Raw genomic sequence first — 18,445 nt, forward strand, 5'->3', positions numbered from 1 at the left:
TTTATGCCTCCTTTCGATCGCGCAAAAAGTAAATCGTATCTAGCTGTACTTGCTCTGCAACCTTAACGATATCCTCAGCAGTTACCGCTTGAACCTGCTCAAGCAGCTGTTCTGCACTTCGATCCTTACCAGTGAGAACGCCGTTAAAATCATAAGCGATCATCTCATACGCAGAATCTTGAAGCTCACGAAGATGATTGGAAATCATCGCTTTGGTTTGATTCAGCTCGAGCTCCGAGAGATTTCCTTGACGCATACTTTCAAGCTGTTCCTTAATGATGACAACCGCTCGTTCGTAGTTAGCAAACTCAATTCCCGATTGAATCGTGCATAACCCTTTATGTCCATCAAGACGTGACGCAGCATAATAAGCCAAACTTTCTTTCTCACGTACGTTCAAGAAAAGCTTCGAATGAGGATATCCTCCCAAAATACCGTTGTACATTAATGCGGCAGGATAAGCGTCATCGACATACCCAACTCCAGTACGAAGTCCTAAATTAAGCTTGCCTTGACTAACTTCCATCCGCTCCGTTACCTGTTTCACTTCCTTAACAGGGTGATGAACGTTTGGTGTAGAATATGCCGACGGCGAACCATCCTTCTGCTTAAAGGCGTTTGCAACGAGCTTCGTCACTTCCTCAAGCGTCGTATCTCCAACGACATACAAATCGAGCGCAGCGTTATCCAGCCATTGCAGATAGGACTCATACAATGAAGTAGAAGTAATGGCATCGATTTCGGCAAGCTTGCCTAATGGATGCAGACGATAAGGCTCATCCGCGCACATTTCTTCTAAGCAGCGTTCAGCAGCATATCGTATTTTATCATTTACGATTGCCTCTAATCGTTTTTTGAGCGTTGTTTTTTCTGCATCGACGTACTTTTGATGGAAACCGTTCTGATCTATGAGCGGATCCGTTATGACATCACCCAGAAATTGCAGCGATTCTGCGAGAAGTGAAGTATTGGATGAAACAAATTCATCATTAATAACATCCATTCGAAATTGAACGATCTGCGAATCGCCTCTTTTATATACATCGAACCCAAAGCCTGCTCCATATAAATCGTCAAGCTTCTCACGGAAAGTAATAGTCTCTGGTAAATTCGCCGTACCTCTTCTCAGTACAAACGGAATAAGAGCAACCGGTGTTACTGTTGCTTCTTCAAGTGAAAGTCCCGCAAATAAAGAAATGGCAAACGTTTTGAATCGTTTTGTGGGCATCACATGCAGACGTATGCGCTGCAGCTGCCCTCTTTCAAATATGGACACTCGGTTTGCTCCTTTCACCTTAGCGTTATAGAGTAAATCTATTCCATTAAACAAATCACTATACCATTCTAACCTATAGGAAATGGAAGAAGCAACCACTGCTGCACAAGGCAGTAACGGCTGCTTCCTTTCGAGAATGTCTTATAGTTACATACAGAATATATGCTTGCCGATCGTTTTAATTTGCGTTCTTGTCCAAATCCATTTTGACGTCGCTGTTTCTGGATTGAAATAGTAGAGACAACCGCCAGAAGGATCTTGACCATTAATCGCATCCATAACCGCCTCGCGTGCTTTGGCGTTGGGAGTTAACCATATTTGACCGTCAGCAACAGCGGTGAAGGCTCCAGGTTGAAAGATAACACCATAAATCGTGTTCGGAAAGCTTTGAGATTTCATACGGTTAATGATAACCGCTGCAACCGCAATTTGGCCTTCGTACGGCTCACCGCGCGCTTCACCATATACAGCATTAGCCATGATCTGTATGTCATTTTCTGACAAGCCTAATCGATTGGAACCTCCAATGGTTGTCTTGTCGCCTGAAGAAGTTGCATTTTCTTTACCGCCTGATGGAGCTGCTGCTGTCGGCGTCCACTTTTTTGTAGCTTCCCAAAGCTTGAGTTTTGTTTTGGAACCAACAACACCGTCGGATTTAAGTCCAAACTTCCATTGAAACCAAGTAACCGCATTTTTTGTCGCCGTTCCGAATTTCCCGTCTATGTCACCTTTGAAATAACCAAGATGCTTTAGCCGTCCTTGCAGTTCTTTTACGTCCTGTCCAGTTGAACCTACCGTTAAGGTGGCGTTGCTGAACGTTTCCTTTACTCCGTCATGCTTTCCGCTCAGTAACGAAAAGGAACCGAACAACAACAGCACGATAATCGAGGTCACCAAAATCAAACGATTTCTCATGATGGGATCTGCCTTTCTCTTGCAAGTTAGTTCGCTTAAGGTAGCGTTACCTAACTTTAGTATGAGAAGTTGATCCCACTTCTATGCACTTCATTCCGTTTTCTGCAAACATCGGAAATTACGAACTAGCTCTGCCAGCTTGAAATTGATCCATTGTAATAAGTACTTCCCGCGGCTTGCTTCCTTCATAAGGACCAACAATAGAGCGTGCCTCCATTTGGTCGATTAGTCTTGCCGCTCTAGTATAGCCGATTCTCATTCGACGCTGCAGCAAGGAAACCGATGCCTGCTTCGCTTCCAAAATAACTTGAACGGCTTGATCATAAAGCTCGTCCAGCATTTCATTGCCGTCGGTTGATTCCTCTTCAACTTCCGGTACAAGATCCTCTTTATACTGCGCTTCAGCTTGACCGCGTGCGTAGTTAACTAACGATTCGACTTCCTGATCCGATAAAAAAGCCCCTTGAACCCTTATCGGCTTCGACATCCCTACAGGCAAGAAAAGCATATCACCGCGACCAAGAAGCTTTTCTGCTCCAACCATATCAAGAATAGTCCGCGAGTCGACCTGAGATGATACACCAAAAGCAATACGAGACGGAATGTTCGCTTTAATAACGCCCGTAATAACATCGACTGATGGACGCTGCGTCGCAATGATTAGATGGATACCTGCGGCACGTGCCATTTGAGCAAGCCTTGCGATTGAATCCTCTACATCATTTGCAGCAACCATCATTAAATCGGCAAGCTCATCCACAATAACAACGATGTATGGGAGAACTGCTGCTGGATTATCGGCCATTAAATTGTTATAGCCTTCAATGTTGCGAGTTGCAGATTTAGAGAAAAGCTCGTAACGGCTTTCCATTTCAACAACAATTTTCTTTAAAGCAAGCGATGCGCGCTTTGGATTCGTAACCACGGGTGCCAGCAAATGTGGAATACCATTGTATACGTTCAATTCAACCATTTTCGGGTCAATCATAAGAAATTTAACTTCATCTGGTGAAGCCTTATACAAAATACTCGTAATAATGCCATTAATACAGACAGATTTCCCTGAACCGGTTGCTCCTGCTACGAGCAAATGGGGCATTTTTGCTAAGTTGCCAACGATCGTCTGACCAGAAATGTCGCGGCCAAAAGCAATAGACAACTTAGATGCGGCATTTTGAAACGCAGTGGTCTCCATAACCTCACGCATCGTTACGACGGAAACCTCCATGTTCGGCACTTCTATCCCGATTGCCGATTTACCTGGAATCGGAGCCTCCATCCGGATATCCTTAGCTGCTAGCGCAAGAGCGATATCATCTGTAAGTCCTACAATACGACTGACCTTAACGCCCGTAGCCGGCTGAACTTCATAACGTGTTACAGCAGGACCTCGAACAACATCCAGCACTTTTGCACGCACGCCAAAGCTTTCAAGTGTTGCCTCCAGCTTTCTTCTGGAGTCGTACATGTCGGATGCATCTGCATTCTTACTCATTAAATTTGGTTTTGTAAGCAATGAAAAAGGCGGAAGCAAGTACGGTTTTGTTACGTTTTCTTCTGCAATTGGACGTTTTGGAACAGGATGTTCCGTATTCCCCTCGTAAACAAGCGCTTCTGATGAATGAATGTCGTCAGCTGTCGTTATTTCAGGTTCCAAAAATTCTACATTCTCATCGTCATCCTCGTCCAGAGAATCAGCAAGCTGCTCAGAGCCTGCCAGTTCCTGAACAGGATAGGTTTGGTTCCATTCTTCAACATCAGTTGGTTCAATTGGCTCATGATCGATAACTACACCAGAACCAGCATTCTCCCATGGAAGTGTGCTGTCCTGCTCCTGTATATCTTGACTTATTTCTGTATGTAAATCTGCGCCAGATTTCTCCCAAGGAGGTTCGATATCATTTTGCCAGGCGGGTTTAGCGCTTGCAAGCGTATCCGTTCCGCTAGGTTCGAATACCCATTCGTCCTGCGCCTGGTCGGAATGACTGGTATCGTCTTCTTCATGATCCTGTCTCCAAGAGAAAAACAAGGATCTTCTCTTCTTTTTAGGCGGAGAAACGACATAGCTTTCATGATCATCGTCAATGGTTTCATCATCATCATCCAAATCAGCTTGCCCAACACTTGCACTGGCATGAGCAGCCGCAGCTGCACGCTGAGATGATCTCTTCTCCCATTTGGCTGCGAGCAATTTGAACATACGATTGCCACGGGTCGTTACCAATCTGCCTAATTCCACATATGACTTGCCCGTCATAAGCATGATTGAAATCGCGAACATGACAAACATAATGAGCTTCGCGCCGTAATAACCAAATAAAGAGAAAAATAATGAATATTGAATAGCGCCAACAAATCCACCGCTTATTTCTTTGTCCCTAATCGGCAAATCATTTTCGGCAGGCACGCTTATTAGAGATAATTGCAAATCACTGCTTAACTGCTTAAAAATCATCGTACCGGTTAAGTCAACCGTTGGATTCAGCTTTTGATCAATTTCAGAAATGGAACTCATTAACGTAAATGCAAGCACCATAATAAACAAACCGGTGCGTTTATTGGTCCATCCTTTGGGCCAAGCGCGCTTAATCATTACAGCTAGTCCAATAACAATACCTATTAGAGCTAACACAAAATAAAACTTGCCGAGCACAAGCCCAAATAGCTTGGATAACGAGCGCCCGACAGCCGCCTCTCCAGAGAGAGCAATAATGGAAATCGTTATGAGCAAAATGCCATATACTTCGTATTTTAAGTTTGTGCCAATTGATTTTTTTCGTCTCTTTTTCTTTGCCAAATCCGTCACCTCTGGTAAAAGATTATACCATAGGTGGGCAAATGTTCCTATGAGACATTTGCACGAACATTTGTTTGTTCATTATTTATAATTCACAATCGTACCCGGCATTAAATTTGGATTCAAATAGTCGTCGAGACTGCAATCTAATAATCGAATAATTTTACCCATGCCCGGTGCAATTGGCGTGACTTGCATCTTTACGCCATTTGACCATACCTCATGCGATTGTTCCATATCGTCATTAAAGCCCTCCAACACAACTTCAAGAGGCATATTCGTATAAAGCGTCATTAGCTGTTCACCTCAACTTTTCCGATCTTGGATGCCTCTATTCTTCGATTTAATTCCTTTAACGCCTCTCCCAAGCCGCCAACGGCATCGATAAGACCATGCTTAACTGCATCAGAGCCAATAACGGTAGTACCAATATCACGAGTAAGCTCACCTGTCTTGAACATGAGCTCTTTAAATGTCTCTTCTGTCACGTTCGAGTGTGATGTTACAAAACGAACGACGCGCTCCTGCATTTTATCCAAGTATTCAAAGGTTTGAGGTACGCCGATTACTAATCCGTTTAACCTAATTGGATGAATCGTCATCGTTGCTGTTGCCGCGATAAATGACATGTCTCCAGCTACGGCAATCGGCACACCTATGGAATGTCCTCCGCCAAGCACGAGCGTTACGGTTGGCTTGCTGAGTGATGAAATCATTTCAGCTATTGCGAGTCCCGCTTCTACATCGCCGCCTACTGTATTCAGAACGATAAACACACCTTCAATTTTATGATTTTGTTCAGCTGCTATTAGTTGTGGAATAAGATGCTCATACTTGGTCGTTTTATTTTGCGGAGGCAGGACGAGATGTCCTTCTACTTGCCCAATGATGGTCATACAAAAAATATTTGATTCTGTTAATGCTGGCGTTGCTGTTTGGCCAAGCTGCTGGATCGTTTCGACAACAGCATTCATCTTTTTATTATCCGAATTTGGTTCAGGCTGCTCCGAAGTGAATTGCATTTTTGTCTGCTCAGTCATATAAAATCCCCCTCTTATGATAATGCTCGTCATAGTATGAGGTCTGACGAGGAATTTATACAAAATTCAGTCATGATCTGACAAACCAAGCAAAAACGCCTTCGACGTCCTTTAGACGCTAAAGCAGCTTAGATAGTGAAATATAAGATAAGTATGAAAAAATGATAAACTTTCTTATATTTCTAAAAAAAGAATCGCTTGTGTCCGCCGCGGCAATTGCGGAATGGACAAGCGATTCTCTTCATTGAAAATTTGAGTTGTTAAACTTCCATAATGATTGGCAAAATCATTGGGCGACGACGAGTTTGCTCGTACAAGAAACGTCCTAGAGCGTCCTTCACATTCGTTTTAAGTGATGCCCATTCATTTACTTTATCATTCATCAAACGTGTAAGTGTTGAAGTCACGATGCGATTTGCTTCATCAAGAAGGCCTTCGGATTCACGTACATAAACAAAACCGCGAGAAATAATATCCGGACCGGACAAAATCGCTCCATCTTGCTTGCTTAAGGTAACAACGACGACCAAAATGCCATCTTGCGATAAAAGCTTGCGGTCACGCAATACGATGTTACCAACATCACCTACGCCCAAACCATCAATCAACACATTACCAGCTTGTACTTTCGAGCCTTTGCGACCATTGCCGTTTTGGAACTCGACCGTATCTCCATTATCAATAACGAAGATGTTCTCACGTTCAATTCCGATTGCTTCACCTAACTTCGCATGCTGACGAAGCATCCGGTATTCACCGTGGATAGGAATGAAGTATTTTGGCTTAATCAAGTTAAGCATAAGTTTTAATTCTTCTTGGCTGCCGTGACCAGATACGTGAACGCCTGAAACGGAACCATTACCGTAAATAACATTTGCACCAAGGCGGAATAATTCATCAACGGTACGACCAACATATCTCTCATTGCCTGGGATTGGAGTTGCCGCAATAATAACGGTATCTCCCGGTAAAATATCAACTTTGCGATGTGTCGAACGTGCCATGCGAGTAAGAGCCGACATTGGCTCGCCTTGACTGCCTGTACACAAAATAACAACACGATCAGCAGCTAATTTATTTACTTCCTCTGGCTCAATAATCATGCCTTCTGGAATATTCAAGTAACCCAGATCAGAAGCGATGCCAACAACGTTAACCATACTGCGGCCAACTACCGCAATTTTGCGTTTAGTTGCGATAGCAGCATTAATGATTTGTTGAATCCGATGAACATTCGAAGCAAAAGTTGCAACAACAACGCGTTGCAGTGATTTGCGGAAAATATCCTCAAGATTGTCGCCAACTTGTGCTTCTGAAGGTGTGTATCCTGGACGTTCCGCGTTCGTGCTGTCTGACAATAGTGCCAAAACGCCACGTTTACCAATTTCAGCGATACGCTGCAAGTCAGCAAATTGCTCATTTACTGGTGTATGATCGAATTTGAAGTCACCTGTATGAACTACAGTACCCTCTGGTGTATCCAAGCTGACACCGACGGAATCTGGAATACTGTGGTTCGTTCTGAAGAAGGATGCACGAATTGTGCCTAATTGAATTTCGCTATCTGCATTGATAAGAATACGTTTCGTTTCTCCAAGCAAGCCAGCTTCCTTCAATTTACCTTCGATTAGTCCGAGTGTTAGTTTTGTTGCATATAATGGCACATTTAGGCTTTTCAGTACATACGGCAATCCGCCAATATGATCCTCATGACCATGCGTAATAATAATTCCGCGAACTTTGTCGCGATTTTCTGTTAAGTAAGAGATGTCTGGGATTACAATGTCGATTCCGAGCATATCTTCTTCTGGAAACTTAAGTCCTGAGTCAACTACAACGATGTCATTGTTATATTGGATGACGTACATATTTTTCCCGATCTCGCCAACTCCGCCTAGTGCAAAAATGAGCAGTTTATCCTGGTTGTTCTTCTTAGACAAGTGTTTTCCTCCTTAAAATTTTGCGAAGCAAAAATCGCTTCGTAATCATCTGTTAAATTTTGCGAAGCGAAATTCGCTTCGTAATCATTTGGTTAAATTTACGAAGCAAAATAGCTTTGTAAGCATTTTCTTAAATATTTCGAAGCAACCTGCTCCGTAAGCATCTAATTATTATTGCGAAGCTAGAATGGCCTCGTAAGTATTGTCGTAATATGGAAAAGCAATATTTATTTTGTACGGATCCATAGGTGTTTAATGCCGAACATCCTATACCTATTCGTTGTTATCGTCAGATGCCGCTCTGACGTTAATTTCATTTCCAAATATTTGCCGCACCCAGTCACTTGAAATCATTATACATGAAGAAAAAGCTGGAATACAAGTGAAACACGATATTGCTATTATGCAATATGCTTCCCAAAAAAATAAAACCGATGCTGGATGCACCGGCTGCAATCAACGATAACGTGTATTTACACCAGTAAATTGCGTAAGAATGCGGCTTCCGCCTCGGTTACAGTAACAAGTGGAAGTCTTACCCCGCCTACAGGAAAACCTTTTAAGCCTAATGCGAATTTTACCGCAACAGGATTAGGTACAGGATGAGGACAATAGAATAACCCTCTGAAAATTGGATGCAACTGACCATTAATTCGAGCAGCTTCTTGAACGTTTCCATTCACATAAGCTTCGATTAATTGTTTCATTTGCGCACCAACGACATGGGCTGCAACACTAATTATTCCATAAGCCCCAATAGCTAAAGCCGGAAGTGTAGCACTGTCGTCTCCACTATATACTTTAAATCCTTCGGGAGCACCGCTAATAATTTGGGTTAATTGATCTGTGGATGCACAATCCTTAGTTGCCACAACATTGTCGATTTGTGCCAACCGAAGTGTCGTTTCGACAGAGATATTAACACCCGTCCGACCTTCCACGTTATACAAAATAATAGGCAAATTCGTAGCTTCCGCTATTGCCTTAAAATGCTGGTATAGACCTTCTTGACTAGGACGGTTGTAATATGGAGCGACAAGTAAGATGCCATCAACGCCAGCCGCTTCCGCGTCTTTTGTCAGATGGATGGAATGAGCTGTGTTGTTACTGCCCGTACCAGCAATAATTTTGCAACGACCATTCGCATGCTTGACTGCAAATCGGAATAGTTCAAGCTTCTCTTCATCGGACAGCGTCGGCGATTCGCCAGTAGTGCCAGAAACGACAAGACTATCGCTTTGCTGCTCCTCAATTAAATAATCAATCAATCGACCTGTCGTCTGCCAATCAATATGACCGTCTGCATCAAAAGGGGTTACCATTGCGGTAATTAGTCTTCCAAATTCCATCTGAATTCCTCCCAAAAGTGTTGCTCTCTATCGATGAAGCTCGAACTTTGCGTGAAGAGAACGAAGCGCCTCTACCATATCCGCTTCTCGAACGAGCACCCAAATCGTTGTATTAGAATCTGCCGATTGCATGATGGAAATTCCTTGTTCCGTCAGCGCTTCCACGATACGCGCCATTACGCCCGGAACTCCATTCATACCACCGCCAATGACGGATACTTTAGCACAGCCATTTATAGCTGAAGGTGAGAAACCGCCTTCCTTCAGTACATCAACTGCACGTTTAGCATCATGATCAAATACTGTATAAACTGCGCCGCTAGGCGTTACATTAATAAAATCAACACTAATATGATGTTTGGCCATCGATTGGAACACCTGCAGCTGCACATCATTACGGCCTTCAATAGCTTTCACTGATATTTGAGTAATACCAGCTGCATGGGCAATTCCTGTAACGTGACGATCCTTAACCGCCAGTTCTGCCTTTAATTCGGCAGAATCGGTAACTAATGTACCCGTTTCACTTGAGAAGGTAGAACGGACCCTGAGAGGTATACGAGCCTGCTGAGCAATCTCAACAGCGCGAGGATGAATCACCTTTGCTCCTTGCCTTGCCATGTTGCAAATCTCAGCATAGCTTACGACAAGTAAAGGTTTAGCCTCCTCGACTAATCTAGGATCAGCCGTTAAAATTCCGTTTACATCCGTATAAATATCAACCATTTCAGCACGGAGCGCAGCACCTAGTGCTGTAGCTGAAGTATCGCTTCCTCCGCGGCCGAGTGTAGTTGTATCTCCTGATGCTGAACTGCCTTGAAAACCTGTTACGATAACAACTGTTCCTGCACGTAAATGATGAAGCACCTTATCAGGCCGAATCTCTTTGATTCGGGCTTGCCCATACTGCTCGTCAGTAATCATGCCCGCCTGTCCTCCGGTTAGAACAACGGAAGAAATGCCGCTCGCAATGAGTAAGCTGCATAAAGCGGCTGCGGAAATAATTTCTCCGCAGCCTAGCAGCATATCTCGCTCACGCGCTGGCAGCCTGTCACCGTTATCACGTATAACCTGAAGCAAGGTATCCGTGGCGTAAGGATCACCCTTCCGGCCCATGGCAGATACGACTACGACTACAGCAAAGCCATTACTGCGTTCTCTGGTAATATGACTAATTACGTGTTCTCTGGCATGATCGGTAGAAAGAGAGGTGCCCCCGAATTTTTGAATCAGGATGCGCATATTATGATCCTCCATGATCGATCCAGGGAAGAAGCAAGCTGTTACCCTCTACTTAATATATTAACCTCTTGCGATATGTTCTGCGATTTGAACAGCATTCCATGCTGCTCCTTTGAGCAAGTTATCGGAGACGATCCACATATTAAGTCCGCGGTCAGACCCAAGATCGCGTCTCAAGCGCCCAACAAATACATCCGGCTTACCGGCAGCATCTGTCGCAAGCGGGTATTGCTGATTAGCAGGATCATCAACGAGCGTTACGCCCGGTGCATCTGCCAGCAGCTGCTTAACCTCTTCCAAATCGTAGTCGTTTTTGAGCTCAACATATAGGGATTCCGAGTGACCGTAAACGACAGGAATACGTACACATGTAGCTGTAACCTGAATAGACTCGTCACCCATAATTTTTTTCGTTTCGCGAACCATTTTCATTTCCTCGAGCGTATAACCATTGTCTTGGAATTTATCAATTTGCGGGATTGCATTAAAAGCTATCTGATGTTTCACCGGCAATGAGCCTACAGGAAGTATAGCTGGGTTTACATCTTCCCCATTAAGTGAAGCCTTAGTTTGGCGAAGCATCTCGTCAATAGCAAGATTTCCAGCTCCAGAAACAGCTTGGTATGTGGAGACGATAATACGTGAAATGCCAAAACGGTCTTGTAGCGGTTTAAGAGCTACTACCATTTGAATGGTCGAGCAATTCGGATTAGCGATTATGCCCTTATGCTCGCTAACCTTCTCGATATTAACTTCAGGAACGACAAGCGGTGTGTTTTCGTCCATGCGGTATGCATTTGTATTATCAATACATACTGCACCGTGTTCAACTGCATGCGGAGCCAATGCTTTCGTTACATCGCCGCCTGCACTGAACAAAGCGATGTCGATCCCTTTAAAACTTTCCGGCTTTGCTTCTTCAACCGTAAATTCCTGATCTTTGAATGTAATTTTTGTTCCTGCTGAACGAGCAGACGATAATAGCTTAAGCTCTTGAATCGGGAAGTTTCTGGATGCAAGTAATTTTAGTATTTGTTCTCCTACTGCGCCTGTTGCTCCTACTACAGCAACGTTAAACAATTTCTGATTCGACATCTGTTGTCGTCTCCCCTCTTACCGTGTGTCTTAATGCCGTTCGACAAGCAGAGGCTGCAGCTGTTTGCCTGAGAGGGCAGCTTCGCATGCTTCCAAGACTAAATCCATTCTGGCAACAAGCGAATTAGGCTTCTGCACGGGGTTATCTTGGCCGAACGGTACAAAATAAATATGTTTAGCCACTAATAGCTTCGCTATGTTAGCAGCATTCAAACCGAGTCCATCATTTGTTGAGATAGCAAGAACTAGCGGACGACCATTGCGCATTTGCGCCTTAGCAGCCATAAGTACTGCACTGTCCGTTATCGCATTTGCTAGCCGGCTAGTCGTATTTCCTGTGCAAGGCGCTATGACGAGAACGTCCAGCAGCTTAGAAGGCCCGAGTGGCTCTGCCTGCACAATGGTAGAAATAAGTTCATTTCCAGTAATCGCTTTTAACTGTGATTGCCAATCCTCGGACTTTCCGAATCTAGTGTCCGTAGTCATAATTGTATTCGAAACGATCGGCACCACATTGGCACCCGCATCGACGAACCGCTTAATTTCTGGCATAACTTCAGCAAACGTACAGTGTGAGCCTGACAACGCATAACCCACAGTAATTCCAGACCAATTCATATCCCATTCCCCCGCTTAATCGTATCTTCCAAAATCAACTGAGATAAGCAATCCGCTATGATACGTCCAGCTGTTTTCGGTGCGACGATTCCGGGTAGTCCGGGTGCGAGCAACGCTTTAATACCGCGCTTCTCCGCGAAGCGGAAATCTGTGCCGCCAGGCTTCGATGCGAGGTCAATAATTACGGCTCGCGAAGGTAAATTAGCGATAATTTGTGCTGTGACTATCATAGTCGGAATTGTATTAAAAAGCAAGTCAATATTGCTTACATGCTGCAATAAACCACTGATGTAGAAAGGCTCAAAGCCCATCTCTGCCGCTCTTGCAAAATGCTCTGAACGACGTACACCAACCTTCACTTTAGACCCCAAACCTTGAAGAGTACGCGCCATAGTAAAACCTGTTCTACCGAATCCAAGCACCATTGAGGAAGACCCATGAATGGTAATATCCGTATTTTGAATCGCCATCATTAATGCGCCTTCTGCTGTCGGAATTGAATTGTATATCGCAACATCATCACGGTCAAAAAGCTCAATGAGCGATAGTGAATGCTGCTCGCATAGCTGACGCAAATAAGGTTTTGCCATTCCCGTATATACCGTGCAATGTTTTGGCAGCTTTGCAAAATGGCTGTCAGACAGCTGCATTTGTCGATCACTGAAAACACTCTGGATAATACCTTGATCATCAGTGCCTACTGCAGGCAATAACAACGCATCGACGGATTCAAAAAGCTGTTCCTCAAACTCCGCCTGCACTGCTCCATCAAGTGACGAATGCAAGCCGTCAAAACCCGAGACTGTGACAGATGCATCAAGCTCAGTCAGCTTGCGGATAACCTCTAGCTGCCTAGCATCACCACCAAGCAGCAGCACTTGAACGCCTGTTAGCATTAAGCTTCACTCCTTTCTTGCTAATAGCTCTAGATCATCTTATGCTTGCGCCCAGAGCGGGGTGAAAAAGAAAAAAAAAGATCGGGCATATGCCCGATCTTCTTGATTATCATTTATGGATTCATGTCACTTATACGCCTGTATGTCCAAACCCGCCGGCACCACGTACAGTGTCAGACAATTCCTCAGCTTCTATAATCGTCACCGCCGGTACCAGTTGGAAAACCATTTGAGCGATTCTCTCCCCGCGCGTAATCGTAAACGGCTGATCTCCCAAATTAACTAGGAGCACCTTCACCTCACCTCTGTAGTCCGCATCGATAGTACCTGGTGAGTTCAAACAAGTGATGCCATGTTTGTATGCAAGACCGCTGCGCGGTCTAATTTGCGCCTCCAGCTCCCCAGGCATTGCCATTGCAAACCCGGTAGGAATAAGCTTGCGTTCTCCCGGCTGCAATACTACTGGCTCTCCTACAGAAGCTTGCAGATCAAAACCTGCTGCCCATTCGGACATTTTTTTTGGAATTGCAATATCTTCATTTCCTTCTAAACGTTTAAACTGAACTTGATACAAATTGATCCCTCCTGAGCTCTGCTGCTGCCTTATCATTTGTTCCGACCATAGCAACGGAGAAAGGAACAGATAACATACGTTTTGTAACATCAATTACATCTGACATCTGCACCGAATCGATACGCTTCAATAGCTCATCAAGCGTATAATGTTGGCCAAGCATCAGCTCATTTTTGCCTAATCGATTCATTCTGCTGCTCGTACTCTCTAAGCTCAAAATCAAGCTTCCTTTCAACTGCTCCTTGCCACGGTGCAGCTCATCCTCGCCTAGACCTTTCACGGAAAGCTCGTTCATTTGCTCCATCGTCAAATCGAGCACTTCCTTCGTTTGTTTAGGCGCAGTTCCTGCATATAAAGTAAACAAGCCTGTGTCCGCATAGGAAGTGTGATACGAATAGACGGAATATGCAAGTCCGCGCTTCTCTCTTATTTCTTGGAACAGCCTGGAGCTCATACCGCCCCCTATTGCATTGTTAAGAAGAATCATGGCGTACAAATTCGGATCAGTTATCGAGCAACCTGGGAAAGTGATACACAAATGGTTTTGCTCAGTTTTTTTCTTGTAAAACAAATAATCGCCATGAAATGACGGCGGATTAAGGATGGACTTCGCTGGTTTACTATTCGTAAAGTTCCCAAAATATTTTTCCAACAAAGCGAGCAAGCTTTTCTCTTCCACATTGCCCGCAACGCTGATCACAACATTCTCAAGTGTATAATTATCATTCATATACCCGCGAAGTGTATCAGAAGTCATTGCAGTCAAACGATCCTCAAGCCCCAGAATGGAGTAGGCCAATGGGTGCTCACCAAAAGCTGCGCGAGAAGCTTCGTCATGCACCTTATCGTCCGGAGTATCTTCATACATGGAAATTTCCTCGAGAATAACATTTTTCTCCTTCGCTAGTTCAACCGGATCCATCTGAGAATTAAAAAACATATCAGAAAGAGCGTCTACGGCAAGCGGCAAATGCTCATCAAGCACTTTGGCAAAATAACACGTATATTCCTTTGAGGTAAACGCATTGACATTTCCGCCAATACCGTCAAATAAATCCGCGATATCCTTTGACGTACGGCTCTCTGTGCCTTTGAACAACATGTGTTCAATGAAATGCGAAATCCCATTGTTTTCAGGCGTCTCGTTGCGTGAACCCGTTTTGACCCAAATCCCAAACGATACAGATCTTACGGTCGGTATGTATTCAACGACAACACGTAAACCATTGCTAAGTGTGTATTTGTTCATCAGTAGCCCTCCTCATGTTTTGATCGGCAAAATATCATCGTTAACAATCGTTTCTTCATTTGCCTTACAAAACTGACATCATATATATACGTGACTCTAAACATGAATGTTTTTACTATAGCAGAATCAGTCCGCGCCCTCAACATCTAAGGGCAACCGCTTGGTAGAAAGCGTTTCACTGACCGTTCCAATAGCGTAACCCTTTGATTTTGCTGTAGCGATTATGCTGGGCAGCGCATCCCTCGTTGATACCGTTGGATGCATCAGTATTAATGCTCCTGGCTCTATTTTCGCTGAAATTTTGCGCACAATGGTTTCAGCTGGCGGCTTTTGCCAATCAATCGTATCAATGGTCCAGAGCACCGTTTTCAAACCCTGTTCCTCTGCAATTTGCACTGTAGCTTGATTAAAAGAACCAGATGGTGGTGCAAACCATTTGTTGTTTACGTTCAAACTCGATTTTAATAACGATTCGGTTTTGGATATTTGGTTATACTGCTCTTCCCTGCTTAACGCACTCATATCAGGATGAGTATACGCATGATTAGACATTTCATGTCCTTCAGCTTGTATTTGCTTTGCTATGTCAGCGTTTTTGCTCAGCCAACTGCCATCAAGGAAAAAGGTAGCTTTCACTTTTTCTTGTTTAAGTGTTTTTAAAATGGAATCTATGTACTCATTGCCCCAAGCCACATTAATCATGAGGGATATCATCTTCTTATTGGGATTGCCGCGAAAGATAGGATGTGGACCAAGATCAGTAAGCATGATTTTTGGTTCTACTTCTTTATATACATAAGGAATGGTTTGGGAAGGCGGTGCTAGTAAAGCAGCATCGAGCGTTTTATCTATATCGACTTCCAAGCCGTTATAACCAGGAATAGCTCTCCAAACGCGGTCAATTCGAGCGTCTACAGGTGCTATGTTACGTTTCTCAGCTTCGGCTGAGATCATCGACAACAATCTCTGCCGCTCGGATTGCGAATAAGAATATTCCGCATAAACCGTTTTATTGTTGTCATATTTTAAAGAGGAGAGAAATTGCGATATGTCGTCATTGATACTGACGAAAGCAAGCACCACAAGCATGCTTGCCGCAATTACAGCTGCTTTTCTAACCATCATCATTCCCACTCCCATATAAGTCCTCGCACGCCTCCTAAGCTTGACCTTTTTTCAGCATGTTAATTCATATGTATGAAAAGTAGGACGAGAATATGCAAATGCTAGGCCTGAAGGTAATGAGTTGGTCCCTTTAAAAAAACAAAAAGAGCCAGATCAAATCTGTCTCTTTTCTTCTCTATTCATATGACCGCCAATGTATTAAAAGCCTACTGTGGCGATACTTCTGGTGTCATCAAAATTTTTGCAGACAAGTTAATACGGCCTTGCCCATCAATCTCGGTTACTTTAACTTTGATTTGGTCGCCAATATTAACGACATCCTCCGTTTTTGCAACACGTTCATTCGACAATTGAGAAATATGGACAAGCCCATCTTTATTCGGCAATATCTCAACAAACGCACCGAACTTCTCAACACGTTTAACTGTACCCATATAAATTTCACCAACAACCACTTCTTTAACGATGCCTTCGATAATCGATTTAGCTTTTTGGTTCATTTCTTCGTTAGAAGAAGCGATAAATACCATTCCGTCTTGCTCGATATCGATTTTCACGCCAGTTTCTTCAATGATTTTGTTGATGATTTTTCCGCCTGCGCCAATAACATCACGGATTTTGTCCGGGTTAATGCGAAGCGTCAAAATTTTCGGTGCATACTTCGATAAGTTTGGACGAGTTGTCGGCAAACTTTCTAGCATTTTACCTAGTATGAAAATACGGCCTTGACGAGCTTGTTCAAGTGATTGCTCCAAAATAGCACGGTTGATGCCGGCAATTTTGATATCCATTTGAATAGCTGTAACGCCTTCAGCAGTACCTGCAACCTTGAAGTCCATATCGCCGAGATGATCTTCCATCCCTTGAATATCCGAAAGGATAGCAAAGTGGTCGCCATCTTTAATGAGACCCATTGCAATACCAGCTACTGGTGCTTTGATTGGTACCCCTGCATCCATCATAGCAAGTGTGCTTGCGCAAATACTTGCTTGTGAAGAAGAACCGTTTGATTCCAATACTTCCGAAACAAGGCGTATCGTGTATGGGAAATCGGCTTCAGAAGGAATGACTTTGGAAAGCGCACGCTCACCTAGAGCACCATGCCCAATTTCACGACGACCTGGCGGACGTAGTGGACGAGCTTCACCAACGCTGAACGGTGGGAAGTTGTAATGATGCATAAAACGTTTTGTTTCTTCAGGGGAAATACCGTCCAAAATTTGAACGTCGCCCATTGCGCCAAGCGTACAAATGCTTAGTGCTTGTGTTTGTCCACGTGTAAACAGCCCAGTTCCGTGTGTACGAGGCAAAATAGCCACGTCACAATCAATTGGACGAATTTCATCAAGCGAACGGCCATCAGGACGAACTTTATCATGAGAAATTAGACGACGTACTTCTTCCTTCACGATGTCGTACAGCACTTCCTTAACATCGGAGAGAAGTTCTGGTGTATCGATATATTGCTCCTCAAAGTGAGCTACAGCTGCGCTGTTAACTTCATCAATTGCATCTTGACGAGCATGCTTTTCTTCAACCTTAATCGCTTTAACCAATCCAGCAGAGGCATAAGCGCGAACATCAGCATTAACTTGTTCATTTACAGTATGTAGCTTTACTTCCATTTTCGGTTTGCCGGCTACAGCTTGCAACTCTTCTATTTTGGCAACGATTTTTTTAATTTCATCGTGACCAAACATAATCGCTTCGAGCATTACTGCTTCAGAAACTTCGTTTGCTTCTGCTTCAACCATCATAATCGCATCTTTAGTACCAGCTACAACTACAAAAATATCCGTTTCCAGACTTTGTTCCACTGTCGGATTAATAATGAATTGACCGTTAACACGACCAACGTTTACTCCGCCAATTGGACCATCAAATGGAACGTCAGATATCGAAAGTGCAGCAGAAGTACCGATCATAGCCGCGATTTCTGGCGAACAATCTTGATCAACGCTCATTACAATGTTCATCACTTGAACGTCATTCCGGAAACCTTCCGGGAATAACGGACGAATAGGCCTGTCCGTAAGTCGGCTGGACAAAATCGCCTTCTCGCTTGGACGGCCTTCACGTTTAATGAATCCACCAGGAATTTTACCAACAGCATACAAACGTTCTTCATAGTTTACTGTCAGTGGGAAGAAATCAAGATCCTTTGGACCTGCTGATGCTGTAACCGTACATAATACGACAGTATCACCATACTGTACAGTGACTGCTGCATTCGCTTGTTTCGCAAGGCGGCCGGTTTCAATGGATAGCGGTCTTCCGCCTACTAACATCTCAATTCGTTGTACCATTTTATCCCTCCTAATAATTATTC

15 protein-coding genes are annotated in these 18,445 nt (G+C 43.9%); all 15 read right to left on the reverse strand.

Translation table 11 applies throughout. The features are described 5' to 3' along the window. Position 1: 1 nt before the first annotated feature. The 15 genes from yfmF to pnp all read right to left on the reverse strand — a co-directional run bounded on the left by yfmF (position 2) and on the right by pnp (position 18,422). Positions 2-1,228: an EF-P 5-aminopentanol modification-associated protein YfmF gene (gene yfmF / locus AC787_RS31520; RefSeq protein ID WP_082361400.1), complete on the reverse strand. Its 1,227-nt coding sequence runs from the start codon at positions 1,226-1,228 to the stop codon at positions 2-4. A 195-nt stretch (positions 1,229-1,423) separates the two neighbouring features. Then, a complete protein-coding gene (gene sleB, locus AC787_RS31525; protein ID WP_054028928.1) occupies positions 1,424-2,191 on the reverse strand; it encodes a spore cortex-lytic enzyme in 768 nt (255 codons plus the stop codon). Between the two features lie 118 nt (positions 2,192-2,309). Continuing rightward, on the reverse strand, positions 2,310-4,988 hold the full coding sequence (locus tag AC787_RS31530; protein ID WP_054028929.1) for a DNA translocase FtsK: 2,679 nt from the start codon (positions 4,986-4,988) through the stop codon (positions 2,310-2,312). Positions 4,989-5,069: 81 nt separating this feature from the next. Further along, positions 5,070-5,282 (reverse strand): YlzJ-like family protein, encoded by a 213-nt coding sequence (locus AC787_RS31535; RefSeq protein ID WP_054028930.1) that lies wholly within the window; start codon positions 5,280-5,282, stop codon positions 5,070-5,072. After that, a complete protein-coding gene (locus AC787_RS31540) occupies positions 5,282-6,010 on the reverse strand; it encodes a ClpP family protease (protein ID WP_054029063.1) in 729 nt (242 codons plus the stop codon). Before AC787_RS31540 ends, AC787_RS31535 begins: the two co-directional genes overlap by 1 nt. Positions 6,011-6,288: 278 nt before the next feature. Further along, positions 6,289-7,968 carry a ribonuclease J gene (locus tag AC787_RS31545; protein WP_054028931.1) on the reverse strand — a complete coding sequence of 560 codons (1,680 nt, stop codon included), beginning with the start codon at positions 7,966-7,968 and terminating at the stop codon, positions 6,289-6,291. Between the two features lie 473 nt (positions 7,969-8,441). Beyond that, positions 8,442-9,317 (reverse strand): 4-hydroxy-tetrahydrodipicolinate synthase, encoded by an 876-nt coding sequence (gene dapA / locus AC787_RS31550; RefSeq protein WP_054028932.1) that lies wholly within the window; start codon positions 9,315-9,317, stop codon positions 8,442-8,444. A 27-nt stretch (positions 9,318-9,344) separates the two neighbouring features. Beyond that, a complete protein-coding gene (gene dapG / locus AC787_RS31555) occupies positions 9,345-10,559 on the reverse strand; it encodes an aspartate kinase (RefSeq protein ID WP_054028933.1) in 1,215 nt (404 codons plus the stop codon). Positions 10,560-10,619: 60 nt separating this feature from the next. Further along, complete coding sequence (locus AC787_RS31560; protein ID WP_054028934.1) at positions 10,620-11,654, reverse strand: aspartate-semialdehyde dehydrogenase; 1,035 nt, start codon at positions 11,652-11,654, stop codon at positions 10,620-10,622. A 30-nt stretch (positions 11,655-11,684) separates the two neighbouring features. Then, on the reverse strand, positions 11,685-12,272 hold the full coding sequence (locus tag AC787_RS31565) for a dipicolinate synthase subunit B (protein WP_054028935.1): 588 nt from the start codon (positions 12,270-12,272) through the stop codon (positions 11,685-11,687). Further along, positions 12,269-13,168: a dipicolinate synthase subunit DpsA gene (gene dpsA, locus AC787_RS31570; RefSeq protein WP_054028936.1), complete on the reverse strand. Its 900-nt coding sequence runs from the start codon at positions 13,166-13,168 to the stop codon at positions 12,269-12,271. The genes AC787_RS31565 and dpsA overlap by 4 nt, the downstream gene beginning before the upstream one ends. Before the next feature lie 130 nt (positions 13,169-13,298). Then, entirely contained in the window at positions 13,299-13,742 is a 444-nt protein-coding gene (gene dut / locus AC787_RS31575) for a dUTP diphosphatase (protein ID WP_054028937.1), read from the reverse strand. After that, a complete protein-coding gene (locus AC787_RS31580) occupies positions 13,723-14,991 on the reverse strand; it encodes a M16 family metallopeptidase (protein WP_054028938.1) in 1,269 nt (422 codons plus the stop codon). Before AC787_RS31580 ends, dut begins: the two co-directional genes overlap by 20 nt. 126 nt (positions 14,992-15,117) lie before the next feature. Continuing rightward, positions 15,118-16,119, reverse strand: coding sequence for a polysaccharide deacetylase family protein (locus tag AC787_RS31585; protein WP_152970827.1), 1,002 nt, complete (start codon positions 16,117-16,119; stop codon positions 15,118-15,120). A 203-nt stretch (positions 16,120-16,322) separates the two neighbouring features. After that, the gene (gene pnp / locus AC787_RS31590) at positions 16,323-18,422 is read right to left on the reverse strand and encodes a polyribonucleotide nucleotidyltransferase (protein WP_082361373.1); all 2,100 of its coding nucleotides are present in this window, start codon (positions 18,420-18,422) and stop codon (positions 16,323-16,325) included. Positions 18,423-18,445: the final 23 nt, after the last annotated feature.

This window comes from Bacillus sp. FJAT-28004, assembly GCF_001280845.1.
Lineage (GTDB): Bacteria > Bacillota > Bacilli > Paenibacillales > Paenibacillaceae > Pristimantibacillus.